Below are 13,153 nucleotides of genomic sequence, written 5' to 3' on the forward strand. Positions count from 1 at the left end.
CGGGGGCCCACCATTCGGTGAGCCCCCGCCGTCGTTCTTTCAGCGCTGCGGCAGGGCTGCCGGGGCGCTGACTTGAGAGAATTAAGTGGTCCGGTTGCGTCCGGTGATGGCGCCGTAAATGCCGGCCACAACGAGGCCGCCGACAATGGCCAAAATCCAGGAACCAAGGTTCCAGAATTCCATCTTGCCGCCGCCGAACAGCAGGTCGCCGATCCAGCCGCCGACAATGGCTCCGACGACGCCGAGCACGAGGCTGGTGACCCAGCCGCCGCCGACCCTGCCAGGCATGATTGCCTTAACGATTGCACCTACAATGAGTCCGAGAATGATCCAGCCTAGAAAGCCCATGTCTCCTCCTACATATTCGTCGGCATTCACCTTAGGAATCCCGATTATGGCTTCAAGCTAACACAGGCGTCTGCCCGTGTCAGCAACATCACACTCAATCGTTACGTACCTCCTGCGGCCCTGCCGCGGTGCGGGAGCGGGCCCCCAGCAGGTACGGTGTTCCTTGCGGACTCGGGCCCCCGGCGGTTTCCGCGTCCACCGAAGATAAACCTCCAAAGGAGAAGCTCTCTTGGCTGCAAACGGCGGTACCAAGGCGATCGTCGCGGCGTTGGCCGCCAACCTGACGATCGCAGTCCTCAAGTTCGTCGCGTTCATCCTGACGCTCTCCTCGTCGATGCTCGCGGAGGCCATCCACTCGCTCGCGGATTCAGGGAACCAGCTGCTCCTGCTGGTCGGCGGCAAGCGGGCCAAGAAGGAGGCGAGCCCGGAACACCCCTTCGGCTACGGCCGGGAACGCTACATCTACGCCTTCATCGTCTCGATCGTGCTCTTCTCCGTCGGCGGCCTGTTCGCCCTCTACGAGGCCTGGGGAAAAATCCAGCACCCGCACGGCATTGAAGGGGACTTCTGGTGGGTTCCGCTGGCAGTGCTGGCCGGCGCCATCATCGCCGAGTCCTTCTCCTTCCGGACCGCCATCCGCGAGTCCAACCCGCTACGCGGCAAGCAGAGCTGGGTCCACTTCATCCGCAACGCCAAGCAGCCCGAGCTGCCCGTCATCCTGCTGGAGGACTTCGGCGCCCTGCTGGGCCTGCTCTTCGCACTCTTTGGCGTCAGCTTGACGCTGGTCACCGGCAACGGCATCTGGGATGCCCTCGGAACCGCCATGATCGGCCTGCTGCTGGTGGCAATCGCTGCCATCCTGGCCGTGGAAACCAAGTCCCTGCTGTTGGGCGAGTCCGCCACCAAGGCCGACGCCGCGAAAATCCGCGCCGCCATCGAGGCCGACGGCACCAGCATCATCCACATCAAGACCATGCACCTTGGTCCGGAGGAACTGCTGGTGGCAGCCAAGATCAGCATCGGCGCGGCCGATTCGGGCCGGGACATCGCGGCGGCCATTGACTCCGCCGAGGTCCGCATCCGGGAGGCGGTACCGACCGCGCGCGTCATCTACCTCGAACCGGACGTGCAGCGCGTCAGCGCCCGCTAAAGAAGACGATCCGCCGGAGGCCGCCGGACCGGTACCGCATCGCGCGGCTACCGGACCAGCGGCCTCCGGCGTTCCACCGCACCGCTCAGGGCTGCGACGCCAAGGCCCAGGAGGGCCAGCACCGCCCCCACCAGGGCAGGTGCCACGTAGCCCCAGCCCCAGGCGATGACAAGGCCGCCGAGGAACGCGCCAAGGGCGTTCGCCACGTTGAGGGCCGCATGGTTCAGCGAGGACGCGAGCGACGGCGCGTCGGGGGAGGCGTCGAGGAGCCGGGTCTGCAGCGCCGGGACCAGCATGGACCCGGCCGCGCCCACCACGAAGACCATCACGTAGGCCGACCACGGCCAGTGCACGGCCACCGCGTAGACCACCAGCGCCACGGCAACCCCGGGCAGCACCCAGTAAATGGTGCCCATCACGGACCTGTCCGCGATCCGTCCGCCGACAATGTTGCCGACCACCATCCCCACGCCGTACAGGGCGACGACGAGCGGCAGCCACTCCGAGGCGATGCCGGCCACCGAGGTCATAGTGTGCGCGATGTACGTGTACGTGGCGAAGAACCCGCCGAAACCGACCACGCCGATCAGGACGGCCAGCCAGACCTGCAGCCGCTTCAGCGCGCCGAGTTCACGACGGATGCTGGCGTCCGCATGAGGTTTCTGGAACGGCACGAACTTCCAGAGCATCACCATGGTGGCTATCCCGATCAGGCCGACCAGCAGGAAGAGCAGCCGCCAGCCGAAGGCCTGGCCCAGCCAGGTCCCGAACGGCACCCCGATGACATTGGCGACCGTCAGCCCGGCCATCACCATCGAGATCGCCCAGCCGCGTTTGGTGGGCGCGACCAGGGAGGAGGCAATGACGGCGGCAACGCCGAAGAAGGCGCCGTGCGGCAGCCCCGCGGCAAAGCGGGAGACCAGCATGGTGCCGTAGTCGGGGGCGATGAAGGAGCTGAGGTTGGCGAGGCTGAAGAACAGCATGAGTCCGAGCGCGAGGTACTTGCGCGGCAGTTTGGCCCCGACGGCGGCCAGCGCCGGCGCGCCCACCACCACCCCCAAGGCGTAGGCGGAGATCAGGTGCCCGGCCTCCGGGGTGCTGACGCCCAGGCCCTGCTCCACCTCCTTGAGCAGGCCCATCATGGTGAATTCCGTGGTGCCGATGCCGAACCCGCCCATGGCCAGGGACATGATGGCGAGGGCAAGGTGGCGGGAGCCGGTTTTCGGCGTCGCGGGCGCGTCTTTGGTGGTTGTCATCTTCATCATTGTCCCCCGGCAGCGCGGCACCGGGCGCCTCTAGACTGGTGACGTGACTGAACTCATCAACGTCGTCGGCGGCGCAGTAGTGGATTCCCTGGCCGACCCCCGGTCCCTCCTGGTGGCGAGGCGGACGGCGCCGCCGCAGTTTGCCGGCATGTGGGAGTTCCCCGGCGGCAAGGTGGATCCCGGCGAGACCCCGGAACGCGCCCTGCACCGTGAACTGCTGGAGGAACTCGGAGTGGAGGTCCGGCTGGGGCCCGAACTGCCCGCGGCGGCAGCGTCCGGCTGGCCGCTCAACGACCGCGCCGCGATGCGGGTCTGGTTCGCCGAGCTGGCCGCCGGCACGCCGCAGCCGCTGGAAGACCATGATGAACTGCGCTGGGTGGCACTGGCGGACCCGGCCGACCTCCTGGGGCTGCCGTGGATCCCGGCGGACCTGCCGATCGTTGAAGCGCTCCTGGCGGCTGTCGCGGCGGAACCCTCGCCAAACTGAGCCCGGTGTGGCTACGCTGGGGCCAACCGGGAGGAGCTGGGCGTGCAGGTCGGGGTCAGGCGGGAAGAGCGTGCGGGGGAGCGCCGGGTCGCGGCCACCCCCGAGACAGTGCGGCAGCTGACGGGTCTTGGCCTGTCGCTGCTGGTCCAATCCGGTGCCGGCGTCGAATCCGGCTACCCGGACGCCGACTATGCGGCAGCCGGCGCCGGACTTACCCCGGAACTGCCGCTGGACGCCCTGGATGTCCTGCTGCACGTCCGCCCGCTCACGCCGGAGACGGCCGCCGCGCTGCGGCCGGGCACCATCACCATCGGCTTCGCCTCGCCAGCCTCGGAACTGGCCGCCGTCGGGGCCCTCGCCGCCGCGGGCGTGACATCCTTCGCGCTGGAACTCGTACCCCGCATCTCCCGTGCACAGTCCATGGATGCGCTGAGCTCGCAGTCCCTCGTCGCCGGCTACCGCGCCGTGCTGGAGGCGGCCCTGCGCTACCCGAGGTTCTTCCCGCTGTACATGACCGCTGCGGGGACCATCCCGCCGGCCCGGGTGCTGGTTCTCGGCGCCGGGGTCGCGGGACTGCAGGCCATCGGTACCGCGAAACGGCTCGGTGCCCGGGTCTCGGCCAACGACATCCGCGTTGCCTCCGCCGACGAGGTTGCCTCAATGGGCGGCACCTTCATCAACCTGGAACTCGACGCCCGGGCAGCGGACTCGTCCGCTGAGGGCAGCGGCGGCTACGCCCGCGAGCTCGGCGAGGACCGCGCGGCCCGGCAGCGTGCCCTGCTGGCGCCGCACGTCGCCGCGGCGGACGTGCTCATCACGACGGCGGCGATCCCGGGCCGCGCCGCCCCGCTGCTGGTCACCGCCGAAATGGTGGCCGGGATGCGGGCCGGGTCCGTCGTGGTGGACCTCGCCGCGGAGTCCGGCGGCAACGTCGAGGGCGTCATTGCCGGGCGGGACATCCTGGTCCCGGTCCCGGGCGGCGCCGTGACGCTGGTCGGGATGCAGGACGCGGCCTCGGCCCTTGCCTCCGACGCGTCCCGCCTGTACGCGAAGAACGTCGCCAACCTGCTCGCCCTAATGACCACGGACGGCACGGTGGCCCCGGACTTTGCGGACGACGTCGTCGCCGGAGCGTGCCTGACCCACGACGGCGCCGTCCGGCACGCCGGCACTGCGGCAGCTATGGAGGCCCACAACTGATGGATGCTGTCACGTTACTCACGGTGGTGGTGCTCGCCGTCTTCGTCGGCTTCGAAGTCGTCTCCAAGGTCACCAGCAAACTGCACACCCCGCTGATGTCCGGCGCCAACGCCATCCACGGCATCATCCTGGTCGGAGCGGTGATTGTGGCGGGACAGGCCGGCGACCCCTGGCTGCTCGCCGTTGCCCTGCTCGCGGTGGTCCTCGCGACGGTCAACCTGGTCGGCGGGTTCGTCGTCACCGACCGGATGCTGGAGATGTTCGGCCCGCGCAAGGCCGCCCCTCCGAGCACCGCGGGTGTCGCGGGTGTCCCGCCGGGCGACGGCCACGGCCTTGGCAACGCAGGCGAGGAGCGTCCATGAGCATTCTCGCCCCGGCCTGGACCGCGCTGTTCTACCTCGTGGCGGCCGTCTGCTTCATCCTCGCGCTGAAGGGCCTCAGCTCGCCCCGGACCGCCCGGCGCGGCAACGCCATCGGCGCCGCCGGAGCCGCAGTGGCGGTGCTGACCGTGTTCCTCTCCGCCCGGCTGGAGAACATACCGCTGATCCTCGCCGCGATCGCCGTCGGTACGGCCCTCGCAGTTCCGGTGGCCCGGCGGGTGCAGATGACCCAGATGCCGCAACTAGTCGCCCTGTTCAACGGCGTCGGCGGTGGCGCGGCCGCCCTGGTCGCGGTGCTGGAACTCGGCCACAGCGCGGAGCCCTGGGTCCGGCTGGCCGTCGTGTTCACCATGCTGGTTGGCGCGGTGTCTTTTGCCGGGTCTGCCGTCACGGTGGGGAAACTGCAGGAGCTGATCAGCACCCGCCCGTTGTTGTTCCCGGGTATGCCGGTGGTGATGGTGCTGGTCCTGGCTGGCGCGCTCACCGCCGGCGGGCTCGTGGTGCTGACGGGGTCGCCGGCCTGGGCCGGGGCGCTGCTGGTGTTGGGCCTGGCCGCCGGGCTGCTGCTGGTGCTCCCGGTCGGCGGCGCGGACGTGCCGATCGTGATTTCGCTGCTGAACGCGTTCACAGGCCTCGCCGTGGCGGCGTCCGGGATCGTGCTGGGCAACGTGCTGCTGCTCGTCGCGGGGACGCTGGTGGGGGCCAGCGGCACCATCCTGACCAAGGTGATGGCCTCCGCGATGGGCCGCGGCGTGGCCGGCATCATGTTCGGCGCCTTCCGGGGCGGGTCCACCGCCGGTTCGACCACGCTCAGCGACCGGCCGGTGCGCTCATCCTCGGCCGAGGACGTCGCCGTCCAGCTCGGCTACGCCCAGCGCGTGGTGATCGTGCCCGGCTACGGCCTCGCTGTCGCCCAGGGCCAGCACACCGTGGCCGAGCTCGCCACCGCCCTCACCGCCAGGGGAGTCGAGGTCGTGTTCGCCATCCACCCGGTCGCCGGACGGATGCCCGGCCACATGAATGTGCTGCTGGCGGAGGCGAACGTGCCGTATGAATCGCTGCGCGAACTCGAAGAGGTCAACCCGGAATTCGCCAACACGGACATCGCCTTGGTGGTGGGGGCGAACGACGTCGTCAACCCGGCGGCAAAGTCGTCCCCGGGGTCGCCGATCTACGGGATGCCGATCCTTGAGGTGGTCCAGGCCCAGCAGGTGGTCTTCCTGAAGCGCTCGATGCGTCCGGGCTTCGCCGGCATCGAGAACGAACTCCTGCACGATCCCAAGACCACCCTGCTCTTTGGCGACGCCAAGGATTCGCTCTCCAAGGTCCTCGGCGCCGTCAAGATTCTCTAGGCTTCGGGAACAGCGACGTTCAGAACAACGTGGGCTGGGCGGCACCGGTACCGGCACCGGTACCGGCAGCGGCAGCGGCAGCGCGCTGGGCAGCCGGCCCGGGGATGCTGCCCGCAGGGTACTGGGCTTCCTCTTCCCGCGGGTCGTCGTTGAGGTCACGGTGGCTGAAGCCCGAGGAGCCGAGGAAACCGTGCCGGGACTTGAAGTACCGGATCCGGCCGGCCAGCCAGGCCCGGTATTCCTTGGAGGCGTAGGAGCCGCTCCCGTACAGCCGGCGGTACTTGCCGGCAAGCTGGGGATGCTCCTTGGCGATCCATTGCATGAACCATTCACGGGTGCCCGGCTTGAGGTAGAGCGCTCCGGCGGTGACACCGGTGGCGCCGGCCGCCGCGAGCGAGCCGAACAGGGAATCCAGGGCTTCGTCGGAGTCGGAGAGCCAAGGCAGGATGGGCATCGCCATCACACCGCAGGGCAGCCCCGCCTCGCGCAGCCGGGATACCAGTTTGAGCCGGGCCCGCGGGCCGGGGGTACCCGGCTCGACAGCCTCGGAGAGCCGCTCGTCCGTCATGGCCAGGGAGATCCCCACGCCTACCGGGACCTGGGCGGCGGCGTGCTTAAGCAGCGGGATGTCCCGGGCCAGCAGCGTGCCCTTGGTCAGGATGGACAGGGGAGTGCCGGAGTCGGCCAGGGCGCCGATGATGCCGGGCATCAACTGGTACCGGCCCTCCGCGCGCTGGTAAGGGTCCGTGTTGGTGCCCAGGGCGACGTGCTGGCGCCGCCAGGAGGCTTTGGCCAGCTCTTTGCGCAGCACCTCGGCGGCATTGATCTTGACCACCACTTGGCTGTCAAAGTCCAGGCCGGCGTCGAAGTCCAGGTAGGTGTGACTTTTGCGGGCAAAGCAGTAAACGCACGCGTGGCTGCAGCCGCGGTAGGGATTGACGGTCCAGTCGAACGGCATGCGGGACCCGGCAACCACCTTGTTGAGCACCGATTTGGCGGTGACCTCGTGGAAGGTGACGCCGGCAAACTCCGGGGTGGAGACGGACCGCACCAGGCCCGCCAGCGGCAGCAGGGCCGGAGAAGCGGGCCCCGCGGCGGGCGCACCGGCAGGGAGAGTTTCGGCGTTTGGCCTGAGTGCTTGCGCGTCCCACCTCATGGCTACATTCGAATATATGTTCGACCTTAAGTCAAGGACCGCAGGTCAGCGACACGGTGCCGGAGTAGAAAAGCGGCGTTGCTAGGCTGGGCCCATGATTCTCCTGACCGGCTTCGAACCGTTTGGCGGCGAAAGCACCAATCCGTCCTGGACCGCGGCGCGCGGGGCCGCGGCCGTGCTGACGGCGGAGGGGCACGAAGTGGCCGCCGTTGAGTTGCCCTGCGTCTTTGGCGACGCCATCCGGGTGCTGCGTGCGGCGCTGGCAGAGCACCGCCCGGAGCTGGTGGTCTGTGCGGGCCAGGCCGGCGGCAGGAGTGCTGTCTCGCTGGAGCGGATTGCCATCAACTGCGATGACGCGCGGATTCCGGACAATGCCGGCAACACCCCTGTTGATGAGCCCGTGGTTCCCGGCGCTCCGGCCGCCTATTTCAGCACCTTGCCGGTCAAGGCGGCACTGGCGGCGCTGGGAGCTGCCGGGATCCCCGTCGAAGTGTCCCAGACGGCCGGGACCTACGTGTGCAACCACGTCTTCTACGGCCTGATGCACGCCTTGCGGGACAGTCCCGGGGTGCGGGGCGGCTTTGTCCACGTCCCGTACGGGCCGGACCAGGTTCCGACGGGAAGCGGGCTCGCCTCGCTGCCGCTGGAACAGATGACGGAAGCGCTCGCCGTCGTCGTCCGGACCGCGCAGGCGACGACGGCGGACCTCAAGCTCGCCGCCGGCGCCACGCACTAGCGACTGCCACGACGTACGCCCGGACCATGGTCGCGAGGCCCCGCGCAGGCAGGGTCAGTCGAGCAGTTCCCAGACCACGTCCACGTCCGCGCTGACGCTGGAGCTGCCGGCTTCGACGGTCAGCGGCTCGGACGCCGCCACGCGCTGCATGCCGGCCAGCGGGATGGGCGCGGCGGATCCCGGCCGCCGGGTGACCGAGAGGGTCTTGCCCAGCCGGGCGCCGGCCAGTGAGGCGAAGTGCTCGGCCGTGCCGCGGGCATCGTTCCATGCCGCCTCCCGGGCGGCGGCCTCGACCGCGGCGGGGTCCGCGAAGCCCAGCTCCAGGCCGTTGAGGCGCACATCGTCCCCGCCGGCCGCGACCGCGGCGGCGATCAGGCCGGAGGACGCGGCCAGGTCACGGAGCCGGACCCGCAGCGTGCTGGACGCCAGATAACCGGAGACAAGTTGCCCGCGGCCCTCCTGCCAGCTGACCTCCGCCCGGATGTTCAGCCCTGAGGTGGTGATGTCCGCGTTCGCCACGCCGTGCCCGCGCAGCACCTCCGTGACCGCGGACGAGGCGCGGGCAGCATCCCCGTACGCCGCCTCCACGCCGGCGCGCCGGCATTCGACGCCGATGCTGAGTGTCAGCAGGTCCGGCGCCGCTTCGGCGGTTCCGGATCCGCTGACCGCGATCGACCTGGGATGTTCCGTCATGTCATGCCTCGTTCCGGTTGGGGGCCGTGCCTGCCGTTTTGGATGGGGAGTTCCCGGGAAGGGGCCGGGTAACGGTCTTGGCGCGGGCCGGCGGGTAGCCGCCGGCCTGGAGCCCGGCGTGGCGTTCAAAGGGATTGGCCGATCCGGGGTTGCCCGTGCGCCACTGGGACCAGCCGGCTGCCAGGAAGTACAGCGGCAGGAACGGCACACCCAGGCACCAGGCGTACTGCGTGCTGTGCCGCTCCTCGTGCCCCAGCAGTACCGGGTTGCCCAGGGCCTCCGCCGGACCGGCGCGGAACAGCACCACGTTGCCTACGGTGAATGCCGCGGCCCACGGCAGGCGCCAGCGGTAGCCGGTGGCGAGGATCAGGCCCCGGGGGCCGCGTCGGATCCTGGCCCGGGCACAGACAGCCAACAGCAACCCCAGCGGGGTTGAGGCATTCACTACGTTGGCGAGTTGCCGCAGCCGCTGTCCGGACGTCATGAGGCCATGCTAGCGGTGAGCCGTGCCGCCCGGCACCGGCCCCGCCCGGCACCGGCCCTGCCCGGCACCGCCCGGCACCGGCCCTGCCCGGCACCGCCCGGCACCGGCCCTGCCCGGCACCGGCCCCGTCCGTCACGTTCGGGCGGCCGGACGGGTTCAACTAGACTGGACGGGAGTGCCCGCCGGAGCCATTTTGGCGAGCCCTGCCCTTTGTCAACGCGCCGGTCCCTGCACCCGTTGGAGGCCCTGCGTGCGTTGGCATGACCCGACTCGTAGCTAAGAACAGTAGATGACTGAAACTTTGCCGGGCGCCGCCGTCCCGAACCCTCTGGATGAAGCCGCCATCACCGCCGCCGTAGACCAGGCCGTCGCCGCCATTGCCGCCGCGTCGACGCTCGATGAACTCAAGGCCGTGCGGCTGGCCCACACCGGGGAAAAATCCGCGCTCAGCCTGGCCAACCGTGAAATCGGCGCGCTGCCCAAGGACCAGAAGGCCGCCGCCGGAAAGCTCATGGGCGCATCCCGCGGCCGGGTCAACAAGGCGCTCGCGGACCGCACCGCCGAGCTCGAAGCGGAGAACGACGCGCGCATCCTGGTCGAGGAGACCGTCGACGTCACGGCCGCCCCGCGCCGCCGTCGTGCCGGTGCCCGCCACCCGCTGTCCACGCTGCAGGACCGCGTCGCGGACATCTTCGTCGGCATGGGCTGGGAAATCGCCGAGGGCCCCGAGGTCGAGTCGGAGTGGTTCAACTTCGATGCGCTGAACTTCAAACCGGATCACCCGGCCCGTGAAATGCAGGACACCTTCTTCGTGGAGCCGCCCGAGGCCCACCTGCTGATGCGCACCCACACCTCCCCGGTGCAGGTCCGCTCCATGCTGGAACGCGAGGTGCCGATCTACGTGCTGTGCCCGGGCAAGGTGTTCCGCACCGACGAGCTGGACGCCACGCACACCCCGGTCTTCCACCAGTTCGAAGGCCTCGCCATCGACAAGGGCCTGTCCATGGCGGACCTGCGCGGCACCCTGGAGCACTTCGCCCGCCAGATGTTCGGCGAAGAGGCCCAGATCCGGTTGCGCCCCAACTACTTCCCGTTCACCGAGCCGTCCGCGGAGCTGGACATCTGGCACCCGGGAGCCAAGGGCGGCCCGAGCTGGATCGAGTGGGGCGGCTGCGGCATGGTCAACCCCAACGTGCTCCGCGCCGCCGGCATCGATCCGGACGTCTATTCAGGTTTTGCCTTCGGCATGGGCATTGAACGCACCCTCATGTTCCGCAATGAGGTCGGCGACATGCGCGACATGATCGAAGGCGATGTACGTTTCAGCGAGCACTTCGGGATGGAGATCTAACAGTGCGTATCCCACTTTCCTGGCTGCGTGAATTCGCAGCGGTACCGGCCGGAGCAACGGCCGAAGACGTGATGGCCGAACTGGTCAAGGTCGGCCTCGAAGAGGAAGCGGTCCACCGCCCCACCGACGCGCTCCAGGGCCCGATCGTGGTGGGCCAGGTCCTGAGCCTGGTCAAGGAACCGCAGTCCAACGGCAAGACCATCAACTGGTGCCAGGTCCGGGTGGTCCCCGAAGGCCGGCAACAGACCCTCACCGGCGACGGCATCGACCCCTCCGGTGTGCAGGGCATCATCTGCGGCGCGCACAACTTCGTGGAAGGCGACAAGGTGGTGGTCACGCTTCCCGGCGCCGTGCTGCCCGGCGACTTCCGGATCTCCGCCCGCAAGACTTACGGGCACCTGTCCGCCGGCATGATCGCCTCCGTCCGCGAACTTGGCATCGGCGAGGACCACGACGGCATCCTGGTGCTGTCCCGGATCGGCCTCGACCCGGAAATCGGCACCGACGCCATGGAACTGCTGGGCCTTTACGACCAGGCCGCGGAAATCAACGTCACCCCGGACCGCAGCTACTGCTTCTCGATCCGCGGCGTGGCCCGCGAATACGCGCACGCCACCGGCACGCCCTTCACCGACCCGGCGTCCAAGGTCCAAGCCCCCGACGCGCTGGCCGGCGGCTACCCGGTCAAGCTCAACGACGACGCGCCGATCTACGGCAAGCCGGGCTGCGACCGCTTCGTGGCCCGCACCGTACACGGCGTGGACGCCACCCGCCCCACCCCGCCGTGGATGTCCGCCCGGCTCCGGCTCGCCGGCATCCGCTCCATCTCGCTGCCGGTGGACATCTCCAACTACGTCATGCTGGAACTCGGCCAGCCGCTGCACTTCTACGACCAGGACAAGCTCACCGGCGGGATCGTGGTCCGCCGCGCCGTCGCCGGTGAAAAGCTCAAGACCCTGGACGGGAAGGACCGCGCGCTCGACGCCGAGGACCTCCTGATCACCGACGGCTCCGGCCCGATCGGCGTCGCCGGTGTGATGGGCGGCGCCGCCACCGAAGTCAGCGACGCGACGTCGACCATCCTGATCGAGGCGGCGCACTTCGAGGAAGTCTCGATTGCCCGTTCGCGCCGCCGCCACAAGCTGCCCTCCGAGGCGTCCAAGCGCTTCGAGCGCGGCGTGGACTGGCACGTTGCCCACGTGGCCGCCCAGCGCGCCGTCGACCTCCTCGTTGAACTCGCCGGCGGCACCGCCGCCGCCGAGGGCACCGACGTCGGCACCGCGCCGGCGCCGGTAACCGTGCAGCTGCCCGCCGTCTTCGCCGCCGAGCGGATCGGCATCGACTTCACCGAGGAACAGATCCTGACCTCGCTGCAGGACCTCGGCGCCGCCGTCGAAAAGACCGGCACCGGCTACAGTGTCACGGCCCCGAGCTGGCGCAACGACCTGGAAACGAAGGAAGACCTCACCGAGGAAATCGCCCGGCTGGTCGGGTACGACAAGATCCCCGCGACCCTGCCCGTGGCGCCCCCGGGCCGCGGGCTGACCCGCGTCCAGCAGCAGCGCCGCCGGCTCGTGCAGGCCCTGGCCGACGCCGGCCTGACCGAGGTGATGGCGTACCCGTTCGTCTCCAAGGCCGCCAACGACACCTTCGGGGTCCCCGCGGCCGGCGCGGAACGGACGGCGCTCAAGCTGGCCAACCCGATCAGCGAAGAACACGGCTACCTGCGGACCTCCATCCTGCCGGGGCTGATCGAGGTCGCCAAGCGCAACCACTCCCGCGGCTTCCGCGACCTCGCGCTCTTCGAGTCCGGGCTGGTCTTCCTGCCCGGCGACACGCTGGGCACCGCCTCGATTCCGCCGCTGGGCGCCAAGCCCTCCGATGAGGTGCTGGACGGCCTGTACGACGGCGTCCCGGACCAGCCGCTGCACCTCGCCGCCGTGCTGACCGGCCATGATTCCCCGGCCGCACCGGCGCACGCGCCGCGCCCCTGGGACTGGGCCGACGCGCTGGACATCGCCCGGCTCGCCGGCGACGTCCTCGGCGTCGAGCTCGTGGTCAGCCAGGGCCAGCACCAGGCGTTCCATCCGGGCCGGGCCGCCCAGCTGGCGCTGCGCACCGGCGAGGTCGTGGGCCACGCGGGCGAACTGCACCCGAAGCTGCTCGCGGCGCATGACATGCCCGCCCGTTCGGTGGCGCTGGAACTGAACGCCGATGCCCTCTTCGACGCCGCCGCCGACGTGATCGTTGCCCGGAGCATCTCCAGCTACCCCGTGGCAACCCAGGACGTTGCCCTCGTGGTGGCGGCCGATGTTCCGGCGGACGCGGTGCTGGGTGCGCTGCGCGACGGTGCGGGGGAGCTCCTCGAGGAGGTGTCCCTGTTCGACGTCTACGCCGGCAAGGGCATCGAGGACGGCAAGAAGTCGCTCGCGTTCAACCTGCGCTTCCGCGCCGATGACCGGACGCTGACCGCGGATGAGGCCTCGGCCGCCCGCGACAGCGCGGTCGCCGCCGCCCACGAGCGTTTCGGCGCCGTGCAGCGCTAGCGTCC

At 69.8% G+C, this 13,153-nt stretch carries 13 protein-coding genes; 8 read left to right on the forward strand and 5 right to left on the reverse strand.

Annotation, left to right across the window (positions count from 1 at the left end):
- Positions 1 to 81 precede the first annotated feature (81 nt).
- A complete protein-coding gene (locus tag AC1MED_RS07005) occupies positions 82 to 348 on the reverse strand; it encodes a GlsB/YeaQ/YmgE family stress response membrane protein (protein WP_056740672.1) in 267 nt (88 codons plus the stop codon).
- Between the two features lie 229 nt (positions 349 to 577).
- On the opposite strand from AC1MED_RS07005, the gene AC1MED_RS07010 reads away from it, so the two are divergent.
- Positions 578 to 1,498, forward strand: coding sequence for a cation diffusion facilitator family transporter (locus tag AC1MED_RS07010; protein WP_479786181.1), 921 nt, complete (start codon positions 578 to 580; stop codon positions 1,496 to 1,498).
- Positions 1,499 to 1,545: 47 nt separating this feature from the next.
- Here the strand turns inward: AC1MED_RS07010 and AC1MED_RS07015 are convergent, their stop codons facing one another.
- Entirely contained in the window at positions 1,546 to 2,754 is a 1,209-nt protein-coding gene (locus AC1MED_RS07015) for an MFS transporter (RefSeq protein WP_479786182.1), read from the reverse strand.
- A 52-nt stretch (positions 2,755 to 2,806) separates the two neighbouring features.
- Between AC1MED_RS07015 and AC1MED_RS07020 the strand changes: the two genes are divergently transcribed.
- The 4 genes from AC1MED_RS07020 to AC1MED_RS07035 are packed head-to-tail and all read left to right on the forward strand — an operon-like array spanning position 2,807 to position 6,182.
- The gene (locus AC1MED_RS07020) at positions 2,807 to 3,250 is read left to right on the forward strand and encodes a (deoxy)nucleoside triphosphate pyrophosphohydrolase (RefSeq protein WP_479786183.1); all 444 of its coding nucleotides are present in this window, start codon (positions 2,807 to 2,809) and stop codon (positions 3,248 to 3,250) included.
- A gap of 42 nt (positions 3,251 to 3,292) precedes the next feature.
- Positions 3,293 to 4,450, forward strand: a complete 1,158-nt coding sequence (locus AC1MED_RS07025) for a Rossmann-fold NAD(P)-binding domain-containing protein (RefSeq protein WP_479786184.1) — start codon at positions 3,293 to 3,295, stop codon at positions 4,448 to 4,450.
- Positions 4,450 to 4,812: an NAD(P) transhydrogenase subunit alpha part 2 gene (locus AC1MED_RS07030; RefSeq protein ID WP_479786185.1), complete on the forward strand. Its 363-nt coding sequence runs from the start codon at positions 4,450 to 4,452 to the stop codon at positions 4,810 to 4,812. The genes AC1MED_RS07025 and AC1MED_RS07030 overlap by 1 nt, the downstream gene beginning before the upstream one ends.
- Complete coding sequence (locus tag AC1MED_RS07035; RefSeq protein WP_479786186.1) at positions 4,809 to 6,182, forward strand: NAD(P)(+) transhydrogenase (Re/Si-specific) subunit beta; 1,374 nt, start codon at positions 4,809 to 4,811, stop codon at positions 6,180 to 6,182. The genes AC1MED_RS07030 and AC1MED_RS07035 overlap by 4 nt, the downstream gene beginning before the upstream one ends.
- A gap of 19 nt (positions 6,183 to 6,201) precedes the next feature.
- Here AC1MED_RS07035 and AC1MED_RS07040 read toward each other — a convergent pair whose 3' ends face one another.
- A complete protein-coding gene (locus AC1MED_RS07040) occupies positions 6,202 to 7,338 on the reverse strand; it encodes an Rv2578c family radical SAM protein (RefSeq protein ID WP_479786187.1) in 1,137 nt (378 codons plus the stop codon).
- 94 nt (positions 7,339 to 7,432) lie between these two features.
- Here AC1MED_RS07040 and pcp point away from each other — a divergent pair, with 94 nt between their 5' ends.
- Positions 7,433 to 8,074 carry a pyroglutamyl-peptidase I gene (gene pcp, locus AC1MED_RS07045; RefSeq protein ID WP_479786188.1) on the forward strand — a complete coding sequence of 214 codons (642 nt, stop codon included), beginning with the start codon at positions 7,433 to 7,435 and terminating at the stop codon, positions 8,072 to 8,074.
- A gap of 54 nt (positions 8,075 to 8,128) precedes the next feature.
- Here pcp and AC1MED_RS07050 read toward each other — a convergent pair whose 3' ends face one another.
- Both AC1MED_RS07050 and AC1MED_RS07055 read right to left on the reverse strand, forming a co-directional pair.
- Positions 8,129 to 8,767 carry an SIMPL domain-containing protein gene (locus tag AC1MED_RS07050; protein ID WP_479786189.1) on the reverse strand — a complete coding sequence of 213 codons (639 nt, stop codon included), beginning with the start codon at positions 8,765 to 8,767 and terminating at the stop codon, positions 8,129 to 8,131.
- Between the two features lies 1 nt (position 8,768).
- Positions 8,769 to 9,251 (reverse strand): hypothetical protein, encoded by a 483-nt coding sequence (locus tag AC1MED_RS07055; protein WP_479786190.1) that lies wholly within the window; start codon positions 9,249 to 9,251, stop codon positions 8,769 to 8,771.
- A 289-nt stretch (positions 9,252 to 9,540) separates the two neighbouring features.
- Between AC1MED_RS07055 and pheS the strand changes: the two genes are divergently transcribed.
- Both pheS and pheT read left to right on the forward strand, forming a co-directional pair.
- Complete coding sequence (pheS, locus tag AC1MED_RS07060; protein ID WP_346959750.1) at positions 9,541 to 10,602, forward strand: phenylalanine--tRNA ligase subunit alpha; 1,062 nt, start codon at positions 9,541 to 9,543, stop codon at positions 10,600 to 10,602.
- Positions 10,603 to 10,604: 2 nt separating this feature from the next.
- Positions 10,605 to 13,148 (forward strand): phenylalanine--tRNA ligase subunit beta, encoded by a 2,544-nt coding sequence (gene pheT, locus AC1MED_RS07065; protein WP_479786191.1) that lies wholly within the window; start codon positions 10,605 to 10,607, stop codon positions 13,146 to 13,148.
- Positions 13,149 to 13,153 lie beyond the last annotated feature (5 nt).

This window comes from Arthrobacter sp. BI5 (genome assembly GCF_056680065.1).

What these genes read in the sequence shown, in the direction of transcription:
- AC1MED_RS07050 (WP_479786189.1), bottom strand. Translation starts at nt 8,767, where the DNA reads ATGACGGAACATCCCAGGTCGATCGCGGTCAGCGGATCCGGAACCGCC.
- AC1MED_RS07055 (WP_479786190.1), bottom strand. Translation starts at nt 9,251, where the DNA reads ATGACGTCCGGACAGCGGCTGCGGCAACTCGCCAACGTAGTGAATGCC.
- AC1MED_RS07040 (WP_479786187.1), bottom strand. Translation starts at nt 7,338, where the DNA reads ATGAGGTGGGACGCGCAAGCACTCAGGCCAAACGCCGAAACTCTCCCT.
- AC1MED_RS07035 (WP_479786186.1), top strand. Translation starts at nt 4,809, where the DNA reads ATGAGCATTCTCGCCCCGGCCTGGACCGCGCTGTTCTACCTCGTGGCG.
- pcp (WP_479786188.1), top strand. Translation starts at nt 7,433, where the DNA reads ATGATTCTCCTGACCGGCTTCGAACCGTTTGGCGGCGAAAGCACCAAT.
- pheS (WP_346959750.1), top strand. Translation starts at nt 9,541, where the DNA reads ATGACTGAAACTTTGCCGGGCGCCGCCGTCCCGAACCCTCTGGATGAA.
- AC1MED_RS07015 (WP_479786182.1), bottom strand. Translation starts at nt 2,754, where the DNA reads ATGACAACCACCAAAGACGCGCCCGCGACGCCGAAAACCGGCTCCCGC.
- AC1MED_RS07005 (WP_056740672.1), bottom strand. Translation starts at nt 348, where the DNA reads ATGGGCTTTCTAGGCTGGATCATTCTCGGACTCATTGTAGGTGCAATC.
- AC1MED_RS07030 (WP_479786185.1), top strand. Translation starts at nt 4,450, where the DNA reads ATGGATGCTGTCACGTTACTCACGGTGGTGGTGCTCGCCGTCTTCGTC.